This is a genomic window from Leifsonia sp. EB34, assembly GCF_041260585.1.
Lineage (GTDB): Bacteria > Actinomycetota > Actinomycetes > Actinomycetales > Microbacteriaceae > Leifsonia.
In genome coordinates this window covers 366,108-386,548 of record NZ_JBGCCV010000002.1, presented here as the reverse complement: position 1 = coordinate 386,548, position 20,441 = coordinate 366,108, and the positions used below count along the sequence as shown (strand labels likewise).

Annotated in this window: 22 protein-coding genes; 9 read left to right on the top strand and 13 right to left on the bottom strand. The window is 71.5% G+C overall.

Annotation, left to right across the window (positions count from 1 at the left end):
• Window positions 1–139 precede the first annotated feature (139 nt).
• Entirely contained in the window at window positions 140–829 is a 690-nt protein-coding gene (locus ABIA36_RS11365; RefSeq protein ID WP_369962478.1) for a metal-dependent transcriptional regulator, read from the bottom strand.
• Between the two features lie 136 nt (window positions 830–965).
• Here ABIA36_RS11365 and serC point away from each other — a divergent pair, with 136 nt between their 5' ends.
• Window positions 966–2,081 (top strand): phosphoserine transaminase, encoded by a 1,116-nt coding sequence (serC, locus tag ABIA36_RS11360; protein ID WP_369962477.1) that lies wholly within the window; start codon window positions 966–968, stop codon window positions 2,079–2,081.
• A gap of 42 nt (window positions 2,082–2,123) precedes the next feature.
• Window positions 2,124–2,369, top strand: a complete 246-nt coding sequence (locus ABIA36_RS11355) for a DUF2530 domain-containing protein (protein WP_369962476.1) — start codon at window positions 2,124–2,126, stop codon at window positions 2,367–2,369.
• On the opposite strand, the gene ABIA36_RS11350 is transcribed toward ABIA36_RS11355, so the two are convergent.
• Together ABIA36_RS11350 and ABIA36_RS11345 are read right to left on the bottom strand one after the other, a co-directional pair.
• Entirely contained in the window at window positions 2,313–3,275 is a 963-nt protein-coding gene (locus ABIA36_RS11350; protein ID WP_369962474.1) for a DUF3027 domain-containing protein, read from the bottom strand. The genes ABIA36_RS11355 and ABIA36_RS11350 overlap by 57 nt on opposite strands.
• Window positions 3,268–3,648, bottom strand: coding sequence for a cold-shock protein (locus ABIA36_RS11345; RefSeq protein ID WP_179605217.1), 381 nt, complete (start codon window positions 3,646–3,648; stop codon window positions 3,268–3,270). Before ABIA36_RS11345 ends, ABIA36_RS11350 begins: the two co-directional genes overlap by 8 nt.
• 53 nt (window positions 3,649–3,701) lie before the next feature.
• Here ABIA36_RS11345 and ABIA36_RS11340 point away from each other — a divergent pair, with 53 nt between their 5' ends.
• Genes ABIA36_RS11340 through ABIA36_RS11330 form a run of 3 tightly spaced genes read left to right on the top strand, consistent with a single transcriptional unit; the run spans window position 3,702 to window position 7,528 of the window.
• The gene (locus tag ABIA36_RS11340; RefSeq protein ID WP_369962473.1) at window positions 3,702–3,992 is read left to right on the top strand and encodes a hypothetical protein; all 291 of its coding nucleotides are present in this window, start codon (window positions 3,702–3,704) and stop codon (window positions 3,990–3,992) included.
• A gap of 23 nt (window positions 3,993–4,015) precedes the next feature.
• Entirely contained in the window at window positions 4,016–5,878 is a 1,863-nt protein-coding gene (locus tag ABIA36_RS11335) for a helicase-associated domain-containing protein (RefSeq protein WP_369962472.1), read from the top strand.
• A gap of 6 nt (window positions 5,879–5,884) precedes the next feature.
• Window positions 5,885–7,528 carry a DNA repair helicase XPB gene (locus tag ABIA36_RS11330; RefSeq protein WP_369962470.1) on the top strand — a complete coding sequence of 548 codons (1,644 nt, stop codon included), beginning with the start codon at window positions 5,885–5,887 and terminating at the stop codon, window positions 7,526–7,528.
• Between the two features lie 33 nt (window positions 7,529–7,561).
• Here ABIA36_RS11330 and ABIA36_RS11325 read toward each other — a convergent pair whose 3' ends face one another.
• The 4 genes from ABIA36_RS11325 to ABIA36_RS11310 are packed head-to-tail and all read right to left on the bottom strand — an operon-like array spanning window position 7,562 to window position 11,309.
• Window positions 7,562–8,434, bottom strand: a complete 873-nt coding sequence (locus tag ABIA36_RS11325; protein WP_369962469.1) for an aminoglycoside phosphotransferase family protein — start codon at window positions 8,432–8,434, stop codon at window positions 7,562–7,564.
• Window positions 8,431–9,186 (bottom strand): pyrimidine reductase family protein, encoded by a 756-nt coding sequence (locus tag ABIA36_RS11320; protein ID WP_369962468.1) that lies wholly within the window; start codon window positions 9,184–9,186, stop codon window positions 8,431–8,433. Before ABIA36_RS11320 ends, ABIA36_RS11325 begins: the two co-directional genes overlap by 4 nt.
• Window positions 9,179–10,075 (bottom strand): dihydropteroate synthase, encoded by an 897-nt coding sequence (folP, locus tag ABIA36_RS11315; RefSeq protein WP_369963738.1) that lies wholly within the window; start codon window positions 10,073–10,075, stop codon window positions 9,179–9,181. The genes ABIA36_RS11320 and folP overlap by 8 nt, the downstream gene beginning before the upstream one ends.
• Before the next feature lie 13 nt (window positions 10,076–10,088).
• On the bottom strand, window positions 10,089–11,309 hold the full coding sequence (locus ABIA36_RS11310; RefSeq protein ID WP_369962467.1) for an NAD(P)/FAD-dependent oxidoreductase: 1,221 nt from the start codon (window positions 11,307–11,309) through the stop codon (window positions 10,089–10,091).
• A gap of 179 nt (window positions 11,310–11,488) precedes the next feature.
• Between ABIA36_RS11310 and ABIA36_RS11305 the strand changes: the two genes are divergently transcribed.
• Window positions 11,489–12,181 carry a response regulator transcription factor gene (locus ABIA36_RS11305; protein ID WP_179605211.1) on the top strand — a complete coding sequence of 231 codons (693 nt, stop codon included), beginning with the start codon at window positions 11,489–11,491 and terminating at the stop codon, window positions 12,179–12,181.
• A 50-nt stretch (window positions 12,182–12,231) separates the two neighbouring features.
• On the top strand, window positions 12,232–13,935 hold the full coding sequence (locus ABIA36_RS11300) for an ATP-binding protein (protein WP_369962465.1): 1,704 nt from the start codon (window positions 12,232–12,234) through the stop codon (window positions 13,933–13,935).
• A 40-nt stretch (window positions 13,936–13,975) separates the two neighbouring features.
• Here ABIA36_RS11300 and ABIA36_RS11295 read toward each other — a convergent pair whose 3' ends face one another.
• The 5 genes from ABIA36_RS11295 to ABIA36_RS11275 form a co-directional block, all read right to left on the bottom strand.
• Window positions 13,976–15,052, bottom strand: a complete 1,077-nt coding sequence (locus tag ABIA36_RS11295) for a hypothetical protein (protein WP_369962464.1) — start codon at window positions 15,050–15,052, stop codon at window positions 13,976–13,978.
• A 72-nt stretch (window positions 15,053–15,124) separates the two neighbouring features.
• Window positions 15,125–16,744 (bottom strand): chaperonin GroEL, encoded by a 1,620-nt coding sequence (gene groL / locus ABIA36_RS11290; protein ID WP_369962463.1) that lies wholly within the window; start codon window positions 16,742–16,744, stop codon window positions 15,125–15,127.
• Between the two features lie 254 nt (window positions 16,745–16,998).
• Complete coding sequence (locus ABIA36_RS11285) at window positions 16,999–17,202, bottom strand: cold-shock protein (RefSeq protein ID WP_301211979.1); 204 nt, start codon at window positions 17,200–17,202, stop codon at window positions 16,999–17,001.
• Window positions 17,203–17,382: 180 nt separating this feature from the next.
• Complete coding sequence (locus ABIA36_RS11280) at window positions 17,383–17,940, bottom strand: LytR C-terminal domain-containing protein (RefSeq protein ID WP_369962462.1); 558 nt, start codon at window positions 17,938–17,940, stop codon at window positions 17,383–17,385.
• Window positions 17,941–17,962: 22 nt separating this feature from the next.
• Window positions 17,963–18,262 carry a DUF3263 domain-containing protein gene (locus tag ABIA36_RS11275; RefSeq protein WP_369962461.1) on the bottom strand — a complete coding sequence of 100 codons (300 nt, stop codon included), beginning with the start codon at window positions 18,260–18,262 and terminating at the stop codon, window positions 17,963–17,965.
• A 170-nt stretch (window positions 18,263–18,432) separates the two neighbouring features.
• On the opposite strand from ABIA36_RS11275, the gene msrB reads away from it, so the two are divergent.
• A complete protein-coding gene (msrB, locus tag ABIA36_RS11270) occupies window positions 18,433–18,864 on the top strand; it encodes a peptide-methionine (R)-S-oxide reductase MsrB (protein WP_369962460.1) in 432 nt (143 codons plus the stop codon).
• Window positions 18,864–19,415, top strand: coding sequence for a nitroreductase family protein (locus tag ABIA36_RS11265; protein WP_369962459.1), 552 nt, complete (start codon window positions 18,864–18,866; stop codon window positions 19,413–19,415). Before msrB ends, ABIA36_RS11265 begins: the two co-directional genes overlap by 1 nt.
• A gap of 55 nt (window positions 19,416–19,470) precedes the next feature.
• Here the strand turns inward: ABIA36_RS11265 and ABIA36_RS11260 are convergent, their stop codons facing one another.
• Window positions 19,471–20,415 (bottom strand): DMT family transporter, encoded by a 945-nt coding sequence (locus ABIA36_RS11260; RefSeq protein ID WP_369962457.1) that lies wholly within the window; start codon window positions 20,413–20,415, stop codon window positions 19,471–19,473.
• Between the last annotated feature and the right edge of the window lie 26 nt (window positions 20,416–20,441).

Sequence of the window (20,441 nt, the reverse complement as noted above, 5' to 3'; positions counted from 1 at the left end):
GGGTCTCAGGGGGGTTGGAGCGTCCCGGTCGGGGTCCTGTGGGCCGGCTTCTGACCCGTTCGGACTCGTTAGAGACTACGGGACGACCGGCCGTTTGTCACTTTGTTTGATGCCCTTTTTAACGAATCGGTAACGGAGATCAAGCGTCGACGAAGATGTGCGCAGCGAGCTCGTTCGGGAGTTCGAGGCCGGCCTCGAAGCCGTCGATCTGCACGGTGACGTACGAGCCGGCCGCAGCGAAAGTGCCGGTCGAGCCGGGAAACACTCCGGCCTGCTTGAGCTGGAGGAGCAGCTCGGGGTCGACCTGCGCCGGCTCGCCGAGACGACGGATCCTGGCAGTCACCTCAGAATCGCCGCCCCGCACGACCTCGACGAGGTTGACCAGGTTCGCGGTGGAGGCGGCGTCGGGTGCACCCAGCTCGCCGAGCCCCGGGATCGGGTTGCCGTAGGGCGACTCCGTGGGGTGGCCGAGCATGGTGATGAGCTTGCGCTCGACCTGCTCGCTCATGACGTGCTCCCAGCGGCACGCCTCCTCGTGCACGTACTCCCACTCGAGCTCGATCACGTCGCTGAGCAGGCGCTCGGCGAGGCGGTGCTTGCGCATGACGTGCACGGCCTTGCGGCGGCCGTCGTCGGTGAGCTCCAGGTGGCGGTCGCCGGAGACGACGACGAGCCCGTCGCGCTCCATCCGGCCGACGGTCTGCGAGACGGTCGGGCCCGAGTGCCCGAGACGCTCGGAGATGCGCGCACGCAGCGGGACGATGTTGTCCTCCTCCAGCTCCAGGATGGTGCGGAGGTACATCTCTGTCGTGTCGATCAGGTCGGTCATGGGCCCCTCCCGTGCGGGCGCGCGAATCTGCGGATACGAGCCTACTTGCTGCAAGCGACTGCGAGGTGACGGCACCCCGGCGTCGGGCGCCCGTCATCCAGCCGCCGCACGGTTCAACAGCCAATACACTTCAGTTATGCCGGACGTGACGATCCCCACCGACCTCCTGCCCGCAGACGGACGATTCGGCTGCGGCCCGTCCAAGGTCCGTCCGGAACAGGTCGCCTACCTGGCCGGGCCCGGCGCTGAGCTGCTCGGCACCTCCCACCGCCAGGCGCCGGTGAAGGACCTGGTCGGCCGGGTGCGCTCAGGGCTCGGCGAGCTGTTCCGCCTGCCGGACGGCTACGAGGTCGTCCTCGGCAACGGCGGCTCCAGCGCGTTCTGGGACGCCGCGGCGTTCTCGCTCATCCAGGAGCGCAGCCAGAACCTGGTCTTCGGCGAGTTCGGCGGCAAGTTCGCCAAGGCAGCGAAGACTCCGTGGCTCCAGGCTCCGCACGTCATCGAGGCCCCGGCGGGCTCCCGCGCGGAGGCCGAGGCGGTGGAGGGCGTGGACGTCTACGCCTGGACGCACAACGAGACCTCGACGGGCGTGATGGCGCCGGTGAAGCGCGTGCACGGCGACGCCGGCGCGCTGACCGTGATCGACGCGACCAGCGCGGCGGGAGGCGCCGACTTCGACGTGACCGAGACGGACGTCTACTACTTCGCGCCGCAGAAGAACTTCGCCTCCGACGGCGGCCTCTGGCTCGCGCTGTTCTCCCCCGCCGCCATCGAGCGGGTCGAGCGGATCGCCGCGAGCGACCGTTACATCCCCGAGTTCCTCAGCATCAAGAACGCGATCGACAACTCGCGCCTCAACCAGACGCTGAACACCCCGGCGGTCGCGACGCTCGCGCTGCTGGAGAACCAGATCGCGTGGATGAACGGCAACGGCGGTCTGGCCTGGGCAGACGCCCGCACGAAGGAGTCGTCCAGCGCGCTCTACACGTGGGCGGAGGGCGTCGACTACGCGACCCCGTTCGTCGCGGACCCGGCGCACCGATCCCAGGTGGTCGTCACGATCGACTTCGACGACCGGATTGACGCGGCGGCGGTCGCCAAGACCCTCCGCGCCAACGGTGTGGTCGACACCGAGCCGTACCGCAAGCTCGGCCGCAACCAGCTCCGCGTCGCGACGTTCACGGCCATCGAGCCGGACGACGTGCGCGCGCTGATCGGCTGCGTCGAGTACGTGGTCGAGCGGCTGGGCTGACCCGGGACGCAAGACCGGAGAAGGAAGAAGGGACGGGCGATCGTGCGACTGTGGCTGCGCGACGACGAGCGCCGTCCCGACCCGGTGCCCGTGCCGACGGACGACCGCCGGGCGGTGCTCGTCGGCATCGGGCTCTGGGTGCTCGCGCTGATCCCGACGCTCATCCTCGCCGGCCCGATCACGGCCGCCGGGGGCGGCTGGTGGATCTGGACGGTGGTCGTCGGGATCGCGCTAGGACTGCTCGGGTTCGCCTACCTCAGCGTCAGCCGCGCGCGCCGGCGCCGCTGAGTCGCTGACGGGCTCCAGCTCGTCGTCTTCGGCGTCGTCGTCTTCGTCCTCGTCGGACTCGGCACTGTCGTCCGCGAGCGCGGCGGCCTCCTCGGACGCGAGGTCGAGTTCCGTGTCGACGTCGGTGGCCTCGTCGAACGCGACGTCGACCGAGTCGATGTCGACGCCGTCGAGGTCGTCTTCGGCGTGGAGGTCGTGGACGTCGCGGTCGTCGTCCGCGTCGTCGTCGGTCTCGGACTCGTCGGACTCCTCGTAGTCGTCCTCGTCGTCGTAGTCGTCGGCGTCGTCCTCCGGCTGGGCGTAGTCGCCTTCGGCCCCAGCCGCCTCGGCCTCGGCGGCCAGCGCCTCCTGGGCGGCCTGGTACTCGGCGAGCCGCTCCGACCACGGCACCCAGTCGGGCGCGAGGAGAGCGTGCTCGCCGGGCATCAGCTCGGCCTCCAGCACGGTCGGCTCGGTGTCGCCGTCGGCCCGGCCGACGGTGACGGTCCAGTGCCAGCCCGGGTAGCCCGCGAGCTCCGCGGCGAACAGCAGGGAGACAGCGCCGCCGGGCTCCACGACGTGCCCGAGGGGCTCGCCGATCGTGTTCTCGGGGGTGATCTCGGCCAGCGCGGTGCGCGCGAGCGGCAGCGCGGCCACGAGGTCGGCGACCTCGGCCTCGCTCAGCTCGACGACCGTGGACCGGGAGTCGTCCGTCTCGGCGTCGTCCGTCTCGGCATCGTCCGCCTCGGCGCCATCCGTCTCGGCGTCCTTGGGCTCCGCGTCGTCCGACCCGGCTTCGGCCGGCTCGACGTCGGTCGCAGCATCGGTCGCCTCGACCGCGAACGGATCGCGGACGGCAGCCCGCTCCTCCGCGGCAGCCGACTCCTCGCCCGCCGTCGGCTCCGGCGCGCTGGGCTGCTCAGGCATCCAGGTCGTCCGCAACCCGGCGCAGCACGGCCGCGATCTTGGCGCCGTGCGCCTTGTCCGGGTACTTGCCGCGGCGCAGGTTGGCGCCGATGCCGTCGAGCAGCTTCACGAGGTCCTCGACGATGATCGCCATGTCGTCGGCCGACTTGCGTTTCATCTTCACCAGGCTCGGAGGGGCCTCCAGCACGCGCACCGAGAGAGCCTGCGCGCCGCGCTTGCCGTCGGCGATGCCGAACTCGAGACGCGAACCGGCTTTCACCACCGCGCCGGCGGGCAGCGCGGAGGCGTGCAGGAAGACCTCCTGGCCGTCATCGGTGCTGATGAAGCCGAAGCCTTTCTCCTCGTCGTAGAACTTGACCTTGCCGGTTGGCATGGGAACCTCACTTCTGGGGGATCGAATGACCAACCTCAATTATCCTTGATTTCGTGACCTCGCAGACCCCGCCGCCCGCATCCCGCCTCCAGCGCATCCTCTCGTACATCGTGGCGGCGCTCGTCGTCGCGTCGCTGGTCTGCATCGCGGCCATCCTGATCGGGTCCGCGGTCGGTGCGATGCCCGCTCAGGGCGAGGGTCAGGGGCTGTGGCCGGCGGTGTTCCTCTTCATGCTCATCGCTCTCCCGATCGCCTTCATCCTGCTCATCGTCCTCATCGTCCTCACCGGACGGCAGCGCAGCCGGGCTGCGAAGGCCGCGGCTGGACCGAAGAACCGACGCTGACCTCCCTCCGGCGGACCGGCGCGATGACGACGACGCTCGCCCTGGCGGCGTGGCTCCGTGCGCTGCCGGACGACGAGCTCGCGGCCGTGCTGCGGGCCCGTCCGGTGCGCCGTGCCGGCGTCTCCGACTTCTTCGACTTGGCCGAGGCACTGCTCGACCCGGAGTCCGTGCAGCGGGCGCTCGCGCCGCTCGACCGCCTGCGGCTGGCGACCCTCGCGCTGCTCGGCGTGGCCGGCGGCGCCCGGAGCACCGAGTGGATCACCGCCCGGCTCGGCGAGCACCCGGCGACTGCCGGCACGACGGCCGCGGCCGTCCGCGACGCGGTCGACGCGCTCGCCCGGCTCGCCCTCGTGAATCCCGACGAGGACGGCACCGCCGTCTACGACGCCGTCACCGCGCGGCTCACGGCCTGGCCCGCGCTCGGCCTCCCCCGGCCGGCCGCGCTGCTCGACACCTCCCCTCCCACCCTCCCGGAGCCGCTCACGCCCGACGGGCTGTCCGCGTCGGACCGGCTCGCCGCCGAGCGTGCCTTCGAGGCCGTCGCCGGGGTCTCCGAACTGCTGAACGAGCTCGGCCGGGAGGGCGCGCGCGAACTGCAGAAGGGCGGCCTCGCCCTGCCGGCCGCCAAACGCCTCGCCGACGCGCTGGCGGTGGAGGCCGCCGTCGTCCCCGTCGCGCTCTCGGTCGCGGCCCGGGCGGGGCTGGTCGCGGTCGCGGACGGGCTCTGGCTGCCGACCGCCGAGGCCACCGCCTGGCAGCACGGCACGACGGCGGACCGCTGGCGCGCCCTGGCCGGCGCGTGGCGCGACGGCCTCCCCCGCGATGTCCGGGCGCTGTTCACCGCGCGCAGCCGGTCGCCGTGGGGCGAGTCCCTGCGCGCCCACGTCGCCTGGCTGTACCCGGCCGCGGTCGAAGAGACCGAGCAGCGCGTCGAGGAGCACGTCCGGGAGGCCGAATGGCTCGGCGTCACAGCCGGCCGCTCACCGGGCAGCGCGGGCGCCCTGCTCCTGGAGGTCGGGGCCGCCGAGGCGACCGCCGCTATGGCGGCGCGCTTCCCCGCCGAGGTGTCCCAGGTCTACCTGCAGCACGACCTGACCGTCATCTCCCCCGGCCCGCTCGCGCCCGACGTGGAGGCCCGGCTGCGCACGATGGCCGACCTGGAGAGCCGGGCGCTGGCCTCCACCTTCCGGTTCTCGGCCGCCAGCGTCGACCGCGCGGTGACGGCGGGCGAGACGGCGGCGAGCATCCACGACTTCCTGGCCGCGGTCTCCCTCACCGGCGTGCCGCAGCCGCTCGACTACCTGATCGCCGACGCCGTCGAGCGTCACGGCCGAGTGCGCGTGCGCGACGCCGAGGAGGGGCAGGAGGGCCGGGCGGTGGTGCGCTCCGACGACCCGACGCTGCTCGGCACGATCGCGGTCGACCAGTCGCTGTCGTCGTTGCGGCTGCTGCGGGTGGACGAGCGGACGCTGGTCAGCCGGTTCCCGCGCGACGTCGTGTACTGGGCGCTCAGCGACGCCCGGTACCCGGTGGTCGCCGAGGACGCCTCCGGCGCGCTCGTCACCCCGCAGCGCCGGCGGATCGCGGAGCGGACCGCGGCCGCGGCGACCCGCGATAACGCGGCCGAGCTCGTCGCCCGGCTGCGTGAGGCGGACGCCACCGAGTCCGACACCGGCGAGCAGTGGCTCGCCCGCCAGCTCGACCAGGCGGTCCGCGCGCGGCAGACGGTGGTGGTGCAGGTCGCGATGCCCGACGGCCGGCTGGTGGACTACCTCCTGGAGCCGACCGGCATCGGCGGAGGCCGACTGCGGGGCCGCGACCGGGCGGCCGACATCGAGCGCACCCTGCCGCTCTCCAGCGTCAAGGGTCTGCGCAGCGTAGACTGAGCGGTCATGTCCGATGGCCCCCTGATCGTCCAGAGCGACCGCACCGTCCTCCTCGAAGTCGCGCATCCCGCGGCCGAGGACGCCCGGCACGACCTCGCCGTCTTCGCCGAGCTGGAGCGCGCGCCCGAGCACATCCACACCTACCGCATCACGCGGCTGGGCCTGTGGAACGCCCGCGCGGCCGGTCACACCGCCGAGGACATGCTCGGGACGCTGGAGCGGTACTCCAAGTTCCCGATCCCGCAGACGGTGACCGTGGACGTCTCGGAGACCGTCGCCCGCTACGGCCGGCTGGTCATCGAGCGCGACGACGAGGGCACGCTGCTGCTGCGCTCCTCCGACCGCCCGGTGCTGCTGGAGGTCGCCACCGCCAAGCGCATCGCCCCGCTGCTGCTGGAGCGCCGCGACGAGACGACCTTCACGGTGGAGGCCTGGGCGCGCGGGCAGCTCAAGCAGGAGCTGGTCAAGCTCGGCTGGCCGGCGGAGGACCTCGCCGGCTACACCCCCGGCACCCCGCACCCGATCGACCTGGACGAGAGCGGCTGGGCGCTGCGCGACTATCAGCGCAAGGCCGTCAGCAACTTCTTCGACGGCGGCTCGGGCGTCGTCGTGCTCCCCTGCGGCGCGGGCAAGACACTGGTCGGCGCCGGAGCGATGGCGACCGCCAAGACGACGACGCTCATCCTGGTGACCAACACCGTCTCGGCACGACAGTGGCGCGACGAGCTGATCAAGCGCACCTCCCTCACCGCGGAGGAGATCGGCGAGTACTCAGGCCAGGTCAAGGAGGTCAAGCCGGTCACGATCGCGACCTATCAGATCCTCACGGCGAAGCGGAAGGGCGAGTACGCCCACCTCGCGCTGCTGGACGCGCTGGACTGGGGCCTGGTCGTGTACGACGAGGTGCACCTGCTGCCCGCTCCGGTGTTCAAGCTGACGGCCGAGCTGCAGGCGCGGCGCCGGCTCGGCCTGACCGCGACGCTCGTGCGCGAGGACGGCCGGGAGGGCGACGTGTTCAGCCTGATCGGCCCGAAGCGCTTCGACGCACCGTGGAAGGAGATCGAGTCGCAGGGCTTCATCTCCCCGGCCTCCTGCTTCGAGGTGCGGATCGACCTGCCCGCCTCCGACCGGCTGAGCTACGCCGCCGCCGCGGACGACGAGCGCTACCGGCTCGCGGCGACCGCGCCGGCGAAGCTGGACGTGGTCCAGCAGCTGGTCGACCGGCACGCCGGCGAGCGCATCCTGGTGATCGGGCAGTACCTCGACCAGATCGACGAGCTCGCGGAGGCCCTCGGCGCGCCGCAGCTCACCGGCGCGACGCCGGTGGACGAGCGGGAGCGGCTGTACCAGGAGTTCCGGGACGGCACGACGCCGGTGCTCGTGGTCAGCAAGGTCGCGAACTTCTCGGTCGACCTCCCGGAGGCGACGGTCGCCATCCAGGTCTCCGGATCGTACGGGTCGCGCCAGGAGGAGGCGCAGCGCCTCGGCCGGCTGCTGCGGCCGAAGCAGTCGGGGCTGTCGGCGAACTTCTACACGCTGGTGTCGCGCGACACCGTCGACCAGGACTTCGCGCAGAACCGCCAGCGCTTCCTCGCCGAGCAGGGGTACTCGTACACGATCCTCGACGCGCACGCGCTCGCCGCGGCGTAGCCCGAGGCGCCGAGGAGGTCAGAGCTCAGGAGGTCAGACGCCGGGGTCGGCGGCGAGGCGCGCCAAGGTGCGGCGGGACGGCGCGTCGTCGGGGCGGTCGCGCACGGTGATGAGCGCCTTCCACAGCGCCCAGGCGCGCGCCCGCTGCGCAGTAGCCGCGTCCAGGCCGACCGCGTCGAGGAACGTGCGGCGCGCGGCGCCCTCGAACATCGTCCAGGCCGGCACCAGGTCGCACGCCGGGTCGCCCACGCCGGACGTGCCGAAGTCGATCACGGCGGAGAGCCGCCCGTCCCGGATGAGGAGGTTGCCGGGGGCCGCGTCGCCGTGCAGCCACACGCCGGGCCGCTCCCACGCCGATGCCTCGGCGGCGTCCCAGATCCGTCGCGCCAGCGCCGGGTCGAGGTCCCGGAAGCCGGCGGACATCGCCGCCAGCGCCTCCTCCCGGTAGACGCCGGGCGGCGCACCGCGGGAGAAGTTGTGGCTTCCGGGCGCCGGGCCGTCGGTCGCGTCCACCGCCCGCAGCGCTGTCAGGAAGCCGGCGAGGTCCGCCGCCAGCGCGACGGCGTCCACGTCCTCCACCAGCCCGAGGGGCGTGCCGGGCAGCCAGCGGTACACCGACCACGCGAACGGGTACCCCTCTCCTGGCTCCCCGAGCGCGACCGGCTGCGGGATCGGCAGCGGGAGCTGCGGCGCGAGGCGCGGCAACCACTCGTGCTCCTTGGCGACCTGCTCGACGTAGCCGCGGGCGCTCGGGAGGCGCACACTGAACTCCTCGCCGAGCCGGAAGGTCCGGTTGTCCCAGCCGCTCAGCTCGACGTCTCGCACCGGCAGCGAGCGGTATCCCGGGAACTGGGCGTCGACCAGCCGCCGGACCAGCGCTGCGTCGACCGACACCCGGTCCGTCATGCGCGCCGGACGTACCGCAGCAGCAGTGTGTCGCCCGACCGCAGCACGTGGGCCAGCCGCATCCCCACCGGGAGGATCGGCGCCGCCCCCGCCGAGATGCGGGAGGCCACCCCGGCTTCCAGCGTCGGGCTGACGGTCAGGCAGAGCTCATCCACGACCCCGGCGGCGATGAGGTCGCCGAACAAGTGCGGGCCGCCCTCGCAGTGGATGCGGGTCAGCCCGCGTTCGGCCAGGACCGCGACCAGCCGGGACGGCTCCACGCGCTCCGCGCCGCAGACCACGACGTCGGCCACGTCGGCGAGCGCCTCCCGGGTGTCGCGCCGGGACAGCTCGGTCGTGACGATGATCGGCCGTTCGGGCGCCTCCCGGAAGATCGGGCTCGCCGGGTCGAGGTCGAGGCTCGCTGAGACGATGGCGAAGACCGGGTGCGCGGTCATCCCGGCGTCGCGGCGCGCCCGCTGGGAGGCCTCGTCCACGCGCATCGCACCGTAGCCTTCCGCGCGCACGGTGCCCGCGCCGACGAGCACGACGTCGGAGAGCCGGCGCAGGAGGTCGAACACCCGGTGGTCGGCGTCGCCGGAGAGCCCGCCGGAGAGGCCCTGCCGGGTGGCCGCACCGTCGATGCTGGAGACGAAGTTCACGCGCAGCCACGGGTCCCCCGCGCCCTCGGAGTACAGCTCGGCGATCCGCCCATCGCCGACGCCCTCCTCGGCCGGGAGCGGGAGGATGCGGTCGATGGCGACCTCACTCATTCACGTCGCCCATGTTGTGCTTGAGGTAGGCCGGCTCGCGCAGCCCGAGGATAGCCTCCGTCATCCGCGCCGCGGCTACCGAGCCGGCCACGTCGTGCATCCGGATGATCCGCGCGCCGTTGACGATCGCGACCACCGCGGCCGCGAGCGAGCCGTCCCGGCGCTCCGCGCGCGGCGCGTCCAGGGTCTCGCCGATGAAGTCCTTGTTCGAGACCGCCGCGAGGGTGGGATAGCCGAGGTCGGCGATCTCGGAGAGGCGGCGGGTGAGCTCCAGCGACTGCAGGGTGTTCTTGTTGAGGTCGTGGCCCGGGTCGAGGATGATGCGCTCCTCCGGCACCCCGGCGGCCGCCGCGCGGTCGACCCGCTCGAGGAGGAAGTCGGCGACCTCCCGCGCGATGTCGTCATACACCGGCCGCGCGTAGAAGGCGCGCGGCGCGGCCAGGCTGTGGGTGAGCACGAGCGTCGCCTCGCTGTCCGCGACCACGCGGGCCAGCTCAGGGTCGCTGAGCCCGGTGGTGTCGTTGATGACGGTCGCGCCCGCCGCGATCGCCCGGGCCGCCACCGACGCGTGGAAGGTGTCGACGGAGATCACGACGTCCGACCCGCCACGCAGCTCCGCGACGACGGGCACGACCCGGTCGGCCTCCTCGTCGGGCGGGATGGGCGCGCCCGGCGCGAACGGGGCGCCGCCGATGTCCACCCAGTCGGCGCCGGCCGCGACCGCGCCGAAAGAGGCGGCGACCGCGGCATCGAGCGCGAAGGTGCGGCCCTGGTCGAAGAAGGAGTCCGGCGTCCGGTTCACGACCGCCATCACCGCGACCCGGCGGGAGAAGTCGAAGGTGCGCGCGCCGATGACGCGGACGGGGACGCGGAGGGGGGGCAGGTACATCGCGACGCCGGTCTCAGAGCTCTGCAAGGTCCACGCTCTCGTCGGTGAGCCGCGCCGGGTCGACGGCCTCCCGGCCGCGGATCAGGCGCTGGATGTGCTCCTGCACGTCCCAGACGTTCACGTTCATGCCGGCGACCACCCGGTCGTCGCGCAGCCAGAAGGCGATGAACTCGCGCGCGGCGACGTCGCCGCGGAAGACGACGCGGGCGCCGGAGGCCAGGGGTGCGTAGCCGGAGTACTCCATGCCCAGATCGTATTGGTCGGAGTAGAAGTACGGGATGTCGTCGTAGCTTGCGTCCTCCCCCACGATCGCGCGCGCCGCGACCGTGCCGCCCGCGATGGCGTTCGCCCAGTGCTCGTTGCGGAGGTGCTGCCCGATCGCCGGCAGTAGCGGGTTCGCCAGGTCGCCGACAGCGTAGACGTCCTCCATCGCGGTGCGCATCGCCTCGTCGGTGGGGACGCCGTTGTCGAGCGCGAGGCCGGACTGCTCCGCCAGGTGCGTGTTGGGCGCGGCGCCGACGCCCGCGACCACCACGTCGGCCGGGAGGCGCTCGCCCGTCGCCAGCACGACGACCTGCTCGTCGCCGCCCTCCACCGCCGACACCTGCGCCGCGTTGCGGAAGACCACGCCGTTGTCGCGGTGCAGCCGCTCGAACACGGCGCCGAGCTCCGGGCCGATCGCGGGAGACAGCGGCACGTGCGACCGCCCGGCCACCGTCACCTCATTGCCGTAGCCGCGCGCCGCGGCGGCGACCTCCATGCCGATCCAGCCCGAGCCCACGACGACGACCCGCCGCGACCCGACCTCCAGCGCGGCCCGGAGCCACTGCGAGTCCTCGATGGTTCTCAGAGAGAAGACGGCGCCGTGGCCGCTGCCCGGGACGCCGAGCGGGCGGGCGTGCGCGCCGGTCGCCAGCACCAGGCTGTCGTAGGTGATCCGGGCTCCGCCGGCCAGGAACAGCTCGTGCGCGGCGGGGTCGAACGAGCCGGCCTCCGACCCGGGCAGGAACTCCACGTCGTTGTCCGCGTACCAGTCCGCTGGCTTCACGTACGCGTCGTCGAGGTCCGCTTCGCCTTTCAGATACTCCTTGGACAGCGGCGGCCGGATGTAGGGGTGGTGCTCTTCGGCGCCGAGCAGCAGGATGCGGCCGCCGAAGCCGCGCTCACGCAGCTCGACGGCTGTCGTCGCCCCGGCGAGCCCTGCTCCGACGATGACCACGGTGGGATTCGACATTGCTGCTCCGATTCGCTGGTCCCCTCAGCATCCACTGTTCACACGGCCCGCGCCAGTACCTCGCACGCTCGGCGCACTGCGCACATGGTCGGGCCGCACGGCCCGCACCGGCTCCCCGCACTCACCGCGCACCGTCCACTCACAGGCATAACTCAGCAGACGCGCAGATACTGTTTCGCATGAACGCAGGACCCCGCATTCTCATCGTCGACGACGAGCCGAACATCCGCGATCTCCTCACCACCAGCCTCCGCTTCGCCGGGTTCGCCGTGCGCGCGGTCGGCAACGGCGCCCAGGCGATCTCCGCGGTCCTCGAAGAGGAGCCAGACCTCATCATCCTCGACGTCATGCTCCCGGACATGAACGGGTTCGGCGTCACCAAGCGGCTCCGCGGCGCCGGCTACACCGCGCCCATCCTCTTCCTCACGGCCAAGGACGACACCGAGGACAAGATCACCGGCCTCACCGTCGGCGGCGACGACTACGTCACCAAGCCGTTCAGCCTGGACGAGATCGTCGCCCGCATCAAGGCCATCCTGCGCCGCACGATGCAGGCCGACGAGGACGCCGTGATCCGCGCCGGCGAGCTCACGATGGACCAGGACACCCACGAGGTCTACGTCGGCGACACCCCCATCGAGCTCAGCCCGACCGAGTTCAAGCTGCTGCGGTACCTGATGCTCAACCCCAACCGCGTGCTGTCGAAGGCGCAGATCCTCGACCACGTCTGGGAGTACGACTTCAACGGCGACGCCGGCATCGTGGAGTCGTACATCTCCTACCTGCGCCGCAAGGTGGACGCGCACTCCAGCGAGCCGCTCATCCAGACCAAGCGCGGGTTCGGCTACATGCTCAAGGCCGCGAAGGCGTGACCCGCGCTCACATCCTCGGCTCAGCACCGTCTGCTTAGACTGGCGGCCTGATGCACTCACGCCTGCTCGACCGCTGGAACGCGATCTCCCTCCGGACCAAGATCACCGGGGTGACCGTGCTCATGCTGACGCTCGGGCTGCTGGTGACCGGCATCGGGACGATGGCGATGCTGAAGCCGGTGCTGATCGACCAGCTCGACGCGCAGCTCTCCGCGGCCTCCGGGGCGACCTACGTCAACACGTACCTGTTCGGCTCGTCGTCGGACAAGGACAAGATCGCCACCGACTCCAGCCCGTCGGACTACTTCGCGGCGCTGTACGACGCCAGCGGCAACCTGGTCAAGACGAACTGGAGCAACATCCCGTTCGCCCACCGGCCCGCCATCCCCGAGAAGCTCAGCCTGACCGATGCCAAGGCCCTGCCGTCAGGCGGCTTCCCTCTGGCGAGCAACGACGGCCACACCGCGTACCGGGCGCTCGTCACGACGCAGACGTTCGCCCAGACCGGTGAGCTCGCGACCGCGATCGTCGCCACGACGACGAGCCAGATCGACACGGTGATGGCGAGCTTCTTGGCGATCTTCCTCGGCTTCGGCGTCATCGTGATCATCGTCGGCGCCGGGCTGACCCGGATGCTGGTGACCACGACGTTCTCGCCGCTCCGGGAGGTCGAGCAGACCGCCGCGGCCATCGCCGACGGCGACTTCAGCCAGCGCCTCGGCGGCGCGACCCCCAACACCGAGGTCGGACGGCTCAACCGCTCGCTCAACACGATGCTGAACCGCATCGACCGCGCCTTCAACGACCGCGCGCGCACGATCGACCAGATGCGACGATTCGTCGGCGACGCGTCCCACGAGCTGCGCACGCCGCTCGTCTCGGTGCGCGGGTACGCCGAGCTCTACCGGATGGGCGCACTCCAGACGCCGGAGGACGTCGCCCAGGCGATGGACCGGATCGAGAAAGAGGCGATCCGGATGGGCCTCCTCGTCGAGGACCTGCTGGAGCTGGCGCGCCTGGACGAGACGAAGCCGCTCGACCTCCACCCCGTCGACCTGGTGCGCATCGCACAGGACGCCGCGATGGACGCGATGGCCGGAGCCCCTGGCCGCCGGGTGACCGTGCTGACGCCCGCCCCGGTGCCGGCCGCGGTGCACGCCGACCCGGCAGAGCCCGGTCTCGACACCGTGCCGATGACCCTCCCGGAGGACCTGTCCCGGCCGCCGGGCGCGACCGGCCCGATCGCGTTCGCCGGCTCGGCGCTGGCGCGGCTGCGCCGCAGCAACCGCGCCCGTCGGGCCACCACGGGCCCGATCGCGGTCTCGACCGCCGAGAAGGTCGTCCTCGCAGCACCGCCGGCGGAGCCCGCGATCGTGATGGCGGAGGAGAACAAGCTCCGCCAGGTCGTCACCAACCTGATGGGCAACGCCCTCCGCTACACGCCGGAGGACAGCCCGATCGAGATCGTGGTGCAGATCGACCACCGCGCCGACCGAGCCGTGATCGAGGTGCGCGACCACGGCGAGGGCATCCCGCCGCAGATCCGCGACAAGATCTTCCAGCGCTTCTGGCGCGCCGACACCTCCCGCGCCCGCGAGACCGGCGGCAGCGGCCTGGGCCTCGCGATCGTCTCCTCGATCATCTCGGCCCACCACGGCACCGTGGAGGTCGTGGAGACCGACGGCGGCGGCGCGACCTTCCGGGTGTCGCTGCCGCTGGCCGGACAGGGCCTGCAGGCTCAGCCGGGAGCCTGACCCGCCGGGCCGCCGGCGAACCGCCGGACGGTACGCCGCCTCAGAGCCGGCCGGCCACCCACTGCAGCAGAGCGAGAGATCGGTCCGTTCCCAGGTCCGCCGAGCGGAACTCGAGCCAGGTGCGCCCGATGAGCGCATCCACCGACGAGAACGACACGCCCTCGTCCTGTCCGCCCCAGACGAGCGCAGGCACGGACGCGCCGTGGACGGTGAGGGTGTCACTGTGCGCCGTCGGGTCCGCGGCGAGGGCCGCCTGCCGGAACGTCTCGAAGACGGCCGAGCCCAGCGGGAGGATGGACAGGCTGCCCAGGTACGCGCTGCGGTCATCGGCGCCCACGCGGAACTGGCAGAGCGCCGCGCCGGCTGAGAGCGGGACGGCGGACGCGATGGCGAACATCCCGCCCGTGTTCGTCTCGGTGGCGTCCGGGCGCGCGAACGTCTGCTGCACCTCGGCGCGGAGCTCGTCGGCGGCGCAGTCGAACGCCGCGCCCGCCTGCGCGGCCGGCGCCGTGGACACCGCTGCGAGGACCGCGGGGATCATCCGCTGCACCACGCCGTGGAAGCCGGCCTCGGTGAGTCCGGAGCCGGGCACGCCGCGCAGCACGACGGAGAGCCAGGCCCCGTCTACGAGGATGTTCGTGTGGCAGCTCGCCGAGGTCGTGGTGATCGCGCAGTCGCCACCGAGAGACACCCCGCCGTCGTAATCGGCTCCCGGGGTGGCCGTCTGCGGATACTCCCGAGCGAGCGTGGCCCAGCTTTCCGCGGCGTGCGGCAGGAGCTCGACGTCGAGCGAGGCGTTTCCGTCGACCCAGTCGCAGGTCGCGCCTCCGGCCGCGGGAACGCTCAGCGGGCCGACGGCAGCCACCAGGAAGACTCCGGGCGACGCGGACGTGGCCTTGGCACCGGCGCCGAGCAGTGCTGCGAGGTCGGCCTCGCTCACCACGCTCGCGCAATCGACGGCCAGGGCCGGCGTCGATGTCGGCACAGGGGTGGCGGCGGGCGAGGAACGTGGGCCGGCGATGCCCAGCGCGGAGCAGCCGGACAACACTCCCGCGAGCACCATCAGGACGGCCGCGCGGGCGAGGCGGCTGCTCCTGCTACGGTTCCCTGCTCTCACACCGAGAGACTATCGACACGAGAGGGCGCCTCCCGCGAACGGGAGACGCCCTCTACTTCGTGTCGGACGGACTCAGAAGTCCATGCCCGCGCCCGGGTCGCCGACCGGCGCCGGGTTCTTCTCGGGCTTGTCGGCGACGACGGCCTCGGTGGTGAGGAACAGGCCCGCGATCGACGCGGCGTTCTGCAGCGCCGAGCGGGTGACCTTCACCGGGTCGTTGATGCCGGAGGCCAGCATGTCGACGTACTCGCCGGTCGCGGCGTTGAGGCCGTGGCCCACCGGGAGCTCGCGGACCTTGGCGACCACGACGCCGGCCTCGAGGCCCGCGTTGATGGCGATCTGCTTCAGCGGAGCCTCGATGGCGACGCGGACGATGTTCGCGCCGGTCGCCTCGTCGCCCGTGAGCTCGAGCTTCTCGAACGCGGTCTTGCCGGCCTGGATGAGGGCCACGCCACCACCGGCGACGATGCCCTCCTCGACGGCGGCCTTCGCGTTGCGGACGGCGTCCTCGATGCGGTGCTTGCGCTCCTTGAGCTCGACCTCGGTGGCCGCGCCCGCCTTGATGACGGCGACGCCGCCGGCGAGCTTCGCGAGACGCTCCTGGAGCTTCTCACGGTCGTAGTCCGAGTCGGTGTTCTCGATCTCCTGGCGGATCTGCGCCACGCGACCGGCGATGGCCTCAGGGTCGCCCGCGCCCTCGACGATGGTGGTCTCGTCCTTGGTGATGACGACCTTGCGGGCCTGGCCGAGCAGGTCGAGGGTGACGTTCTCGAGCTTGAGGCCGACCTCCTCGGAGATGACCTGGCCGCCGGTGAGGATCGCGATGTCCTGCAGCATGGCCTTGCGGCGGTCGCCGAAGCCCGGGGCCTTGACGGCGACGGACTTGAAGATGCCGCGGATCTTGTTGACGATCAGGGTGGCCAGGGCCTCCCCGTCGACGTCCTCGGCGATGATGAGGAGCTGCTTGTTGGCCTGGATCACCTTGTCGACGATCGGGAGCAGGTCCTTGATCGAGGAGATCTTCTGGTTGGCGATGAGGATGTACGGGTCCTCGAACACCGCCTCCTGGCGGTCCTGGTCGGTGACGAAGTACTGCGACAGGAAGCCCTTGTCGAAGCGCATGCCCTCGGTCAGCTCGAGCTCGGTGCCGAAGGTGTTCGACTCCTCGACGGTGACGACGCCCTCCTTGCCGACCTTGTCGATCGCCTCGGCGATGATCTCGCCGATGGTGGTGTCGCCGGCGGAGATGGACGCGGTGGCCGCGATCTCAGCCTTGGTCTCGACCTCCTTGGCGCTGGCGACGAGCTCGGCGGTGACGGCCGCGACGGCCTTCTCGATGCCGCGCTTCAGCGTGATGGGGTCGGCGCCGGCGGCCACGTTGCGGAGGCCCTCCTTGACGAGCGCCTGAGCCAGGACGGTCGCGGTGGTGGTTCCGTCGCCCGCGACGTCGTCGGTCTTCTTCGCGACCTCCTTGACGAGCTCCGCGCCGATCTTCTCGTACGGGTCGTCGAGCTCGATCTCCTTCGCGATGGAGACGCCGTCGTTCGTGATGGTGGGGGCGCCCCACTTCTTCTCGAGGACGACGTTGCGACCGCGCGGGCCCAGCGTCACCTTGACCGTGTCGGCCAGGATGTTGAGGCCGCGCTCGAGGCCGCGACGGGCGTCCTCGTCGAAAGCAATGATCTTTGCCATGTGTTTCTCGTCCCTCCCGGACGTCTGCGAAAGATTCCGATTGTTAGCACTCGATCAGATGGAGTGCTAAAGCGATTCTGGCACTCGCGCCCGGGGAGTGCAAGCGCGGTGGAGCTAGGGGCAGCGCGGAGCGATGCCGCGACCCCAGCGCCGAGGGAGCCTGCGACCGAGGTTGCCACTGGCGCCCGCACAGAGAAAGGAGCGCCGCCCCGAAGGGCGACGCTCCTCTTATTGGTCTTGCCGATCGCTGCGTACTACAGCGGACGCACCGACTCGGCCTGCGGGCCTTTGTTGCCCGTGCCGACCTCGAACTGCACCTGCTGGCCCTCTTCGAGAACCTTGTAGCCGTTCATGTCGATTGCGGAGTAGTGAACGAAAACGTCCTGTCCCCCACCATCGACGGTGATGAATCCGTAGCCCTTTTCAGCGTTGAACCACTTCACGGTCCCGTTCGCCATGCATTACTCCCATTGCTGTGTCGCTCGCCCGGTCCAGCGCCGCGCGTTGACTCCCGATCCTAATGCTTGCAATAGCTGTTCACGCCAGTGTTTTCGCCAATCCGTTACGAAATCGGTCGGAAGTTAAACACGCCTGAAACACAGGGATGACGGCGCATCCACACGCGGAACGACGCGGTGTCAGCCCTTGTAGTCGCTTCCGACCACGACGGTCAGGTCGGCGCCGCTGGCTGCGAAGTCCTGCGTGAGGGCGGTGGTGGCGCCGGGCAGCGACTGCGCCACCCCGAGGGCGGCCGCCTGGTTCTTGGCGTCGGAGTAGTAGACGATCGTCTGCGTGAGGTTCTGCTTGTCGGCGTTCGCGACGGCGCCGACCTTCCAGCCGGCCGTCTTGAGGGTGTCGGCGACCTTGCTGCCGAGGCCCGAAGTCGTCGTGCCGTTCAGGACGTTCACCGTCAGCGACGGGTCGACGGTCGGGACGATCGTCGGGGTGGGCGTCGCCGTCGGGGTCGGGGTGCCGCTCGAGTGACTCGGCGAGGCCGCCGAACCGTGGAAGGAGATGGAGCCGCTCACCAGCGAAAGCCCGAAGATGCCCGCTGCCACGAGCACGACGACGGCGAGCGCGGCCCAGCCGACCGCGATCCAGCCGCGGCCCTTCGGGCGGGGAGCCCTGTGCGCACCGACGCGCTGCAGACCGTCGGGGATGTCGTCGAACCGGTCCCTGGGGTACTTCTCAGCCATCTACAGGTATTTCCTCGCGGTGTCAGTCACCGGACGGGAGTGTCCGGGATCGCCGTGCAGCCAGCCTGGTCTCGCGCAGCCGGAGCAGACGCTTGACGAGCATGGGGTCGTGCTTGAGCGCCTCCGGTCGGTCGATCAGCGCTCCGAGGAGTTGATAGTACCGGGCGGCGGAGAGACCGAACTCCTCGCGGATGGCCTGCTCCTTGGCGCCGGCATGCCGCCACCACTGACGCTCGAACGCGAGGATGGCCGCCTCACGGTCGGTCAGGCCGCCCGCGTCCGGCGCAGGGATCCGGTGGTCCGCAGCCTCCGCCACGTGCACCGCCTCCCCTCACCGTCTTCGAGTCAGCCCTTCCCCGCGCTCGCGCCTCATCCTAGGGGCGCTGTCCTGTGCGTTCCCCGTTTGGCCCCGGCACGTCGCGGGCCGAAACAGGGAACAGTGGCACAGGCGCCGCCGTTTAGGCTGGGGACGGACGACGAAAGGAACGCACGATGAGCGCATCGCACGACGAGGCCGCGCAGGGCACCTACGGGGTCGAGAAGACCGACGAGGAGTGGCGCCGCGAGCTCAGCCCGGAGCAGTACGCGGTGCTGCGCGAAGCAGGCACGGAGCGGCCGTGGACGGGTGAGCTGCTCGACGAGGGCCGCGCGGGCCTCTACACCTGTGCCGCCTGCGGGTCGGAGCTGTTCAAGTCGGGCACGAAGTTCGACAGCGGCTGCGGCTGGCCCAGCTTCTACGAGTCGATCCGCCCGGACGCCGTGCAGCTCCTCGAGGACGACAGCCTGGGCATGGTGCGCACCGAGGTGCGCTGCGCGAACTGCGGCTCGCACCTGGGCCACGTGTTCCCCGACGGCTTCGGCACCCCGACCGGCGACCGCTACTGCATGAACTCGATCTCCCTGAACTTCGCGCCTGAGGCCTGATGTCCGAACTCGTCGAGCGGGTCGCCGCGCGCCGGTCGCACTCGCGTGTGACGCCGGCGGCGCCGACCCACGAGGAGCTGCTGCCGCTCGTGGCCGCCGCGGGCCGGGTCGCCGACCACTCGGCGCTGCACCCGTGGCGCGTGATCGAGCTGCGCGGCGACGCGCGGGTCCGGCTGGGCCGGGCGTTCGTGAAGGACGCGAAGGCGACCGGCGAGGAGGCCGATAAGCTGGCGGCCAAGCCCCTGCGCTCCTCTTTACTGCTCGCGATCGTCGCGGTGCGCACGAAGAGCGAGAAGGTGACCGGCTGGGAGCAGGACGCCGTCGCCGCCGGCGTCGCGCACCTCCTGAGCCTGCTCCTCCACGACGCGGGCTGGGGCGTCATGTGGCGCACCGGGCACCACACCCGCTCGAAGGCCGTGCACCGGATGCACGGCCTGGGCAGGAACGAGCGCCTGCTCGGCTGGCTCTACGTGGGCGGCATCCCCGAGGACGGCAGGGACGGCCACCGGACCTCCATCGACCCCGAACGCTTCCTCAGCACGCTCGACTGACCAATCCATCTGACAGGACACGCCGCGTCGCTTCGGCGCCTGACGGCATGTCCTGTCAGGCGGTTCGTCGTCCCCAGCGGATGCTGGCGACGGCGACGGCGACCAGAGTGAGCAGCGTGCCGGCGACGGTGGAGAAGGCGACCGGTGCGGTCGAGCTCGGCGCGAGCAGGTCGAGCAGGAGGGCGGTCACCAGCTGACCGGCGACGGTCGCGAGGCCGAGCAGCAGCACGCCCGTGATCCGGACGAGCAGCGCGGCGGCCGCGATGAACACGCAGCCGATCGCGCCGCCGAGGTAGAGCCACGGCTCGCTCGGCAGCGGCTTCGGGAGTCCGCGCAGGCTCCAGTCCACGGCCATGATCACCAGGAGCACGGTCGTGCCGACGACGAAGTTGATGAAGGTCGCGGTCAGGGCGCTCTCGGCGACCACCCGCACCTGACCGTTGACGGCCTGCTGCCAGCCGAGGCCGAGGCCCGCGATCAGCGGCAGCAGCATCAGCCACACCGGCACCGGACCGCCGAGCTGCGCGGACACCGCCCAGCTCACCGAGCCGAGGGCGATCAGAGCGCCGGCGAGCCGGGCGGGCGTGATCGGGCGGCGGCCTCCCGGGCCGAGGCCGATGCGGTCGAGGACCAGACCGCTGATGGTCTGGCCGGCCACGACCGCGACCGTGAACAGTGCGACGCCGAGCACCGCGGCGGCGACGCCCTGCGACAGCACCAGGAACGCGCCGGCGGCGCCACCGGCGACGTACCACCAGGGCAGCTCACGCGCGCGGAGTGCGGTCACGACCCGGCCGAAGCCGCGCCGGCCGACGGGCGCGACGGCCATCGCCACGATGAGGATCAGCAGGCCCGAGCCGAATGAGATGACCGCGGCGGTGACCCCGTCGCCCAGTCGCTGGCCCAGCTCGCCGTTGATGCGGGACTGGAGGGCGACGCCCGCTCCGCAGACGATGGCGCAGATCAGCGCGAGCCAGACGGGGAAGGAGCGGGAGTTCACTTCCCCAAGCCTAGGGGCCGCCCGTC

Excerpts from the sequence above, each read along its gene's own strand:
- ABIA36_RS11365 (WP_369962478.1), bottom strand. The coding sequence starts at position 829 with ATGACCGACCTGATCGACACGACAGAGATGTACCTCCGCACCATCCTG.
- serC (WP_369962477.1), top strand. The coding sequence starts at position 966 with ATGCCGGACGTGACGATCCCCACCGACCTCCTGCCCGCAGACGGACGA.
- ABIA36_RS11350 (WP_369962474.1), bottom strand. The coding sequence starts at position 3,275 with ATGCCTGAGCAGCCCAGCGCGCCGGAGCCGACGGCGGGCGAGGAGTCG.
- ABIA36_RS11345 (WP_179605217.1), bottom strand. The coding sequence starts at position 3,648 with ATGCCAACCGGCAAGGTCAAGTTCTACGACGAGGAGAAAGGCTTCGGC.
- ABIA36_RS11335 (WP_369962472.1), top strand. The coding sequence starts at position 4,016 with ATGACGACGACGCTCGCCCTGGCGGCGTGGCTCCGTGCGCTGCCGGAC.
- ABIA36_RS11330 (WP_369962470.1), top strand. The coding sequence starts at position 5,885 with ATGTCCGATGGCCCCCTGATCGTCCAGAGCGACCGCACCGTCCTCCTC.
- ABIA36_RS11325 (WP_369962469.1), bottom strand. The coding sequence starts at position 8,434 with ATGACGGACCGGGTGTCGGTCGACGCAGCGCTGGTCCGGCGGCTGGTC.
- ABIA36_RS11320 (WP_369962468.1), bottom strand. The coding sequence starts at position 9,186 with ATGAGTGAGGTCGCCATCGACCGCATCCTCCCGCTCCCGGCCGAGGAG.
- folP (WP_369963738.1), bottom strand. The coding sequence starts at position 10,075 with ATGTACCTGCCCCCCCTCCGCGTCCCCGTCCGCGTCATCGGCGCGCGC.
- ABIA36_RS11310 (WP_369962467.1), bottom strand. The coding sequence starts at position 11,309 with ATGTCGAATCCCACCGTGGTCATCGTCGGAGCAGGGCTCGCCGGGGCG.
- ABIA36_RS11305 (WP_179605211.1), top strand. The coding sequence starts at position 11,489 with ATGAACGCAGGACCCCGCATTCTCATCGTCGACGACGAGCCGAACATC.
- ABIA36_RS11300 (WP_369962465.1), top strand. The coding sequence starts at position 12,232 with ATGCACTCACGCCTGCTCGACCGCTGGAACGCGATCTCCCTCCGGACC.
- groL (WP_369962463.1), bottom strand. The coding sequence starts at position 16,744 with ATGGCAAAGATCATTGCTTTCGACGAGGACGCCCGTCGCGGCCTCGAG.
- ABIA36_RS11285 (WP_301211979.1), bottom strand. The coding sequence starts at position 17,202 with ATGGCGAACGGGACCGTGAAGTGGTTCAACGCTGAAAAGGGCTACGGA.
- ABIA36_RS11280 (WP_369962462.1), bottom strand. The coding sequence starts at position 17,940 with ATGGCTGAGAAGTACCCCAGGGACCGGTTCGACGACATCCCCGACGGT.
- msrB (WP_369962460.1), top strand. The coding sequence starts at position 18,433 with ATGAGCGCATCGCACGACGAGGCCGCGCAGGGCACCTACGGGGTCGAG.
- ABIA36_RS11265 (WP_369962459.1), top strand. The coding sequence starts at position 18,864 with ATGTCCGAACTCGTCGAGCGGGTCGCCGCGCGCCGGTCGCACTCGCGT.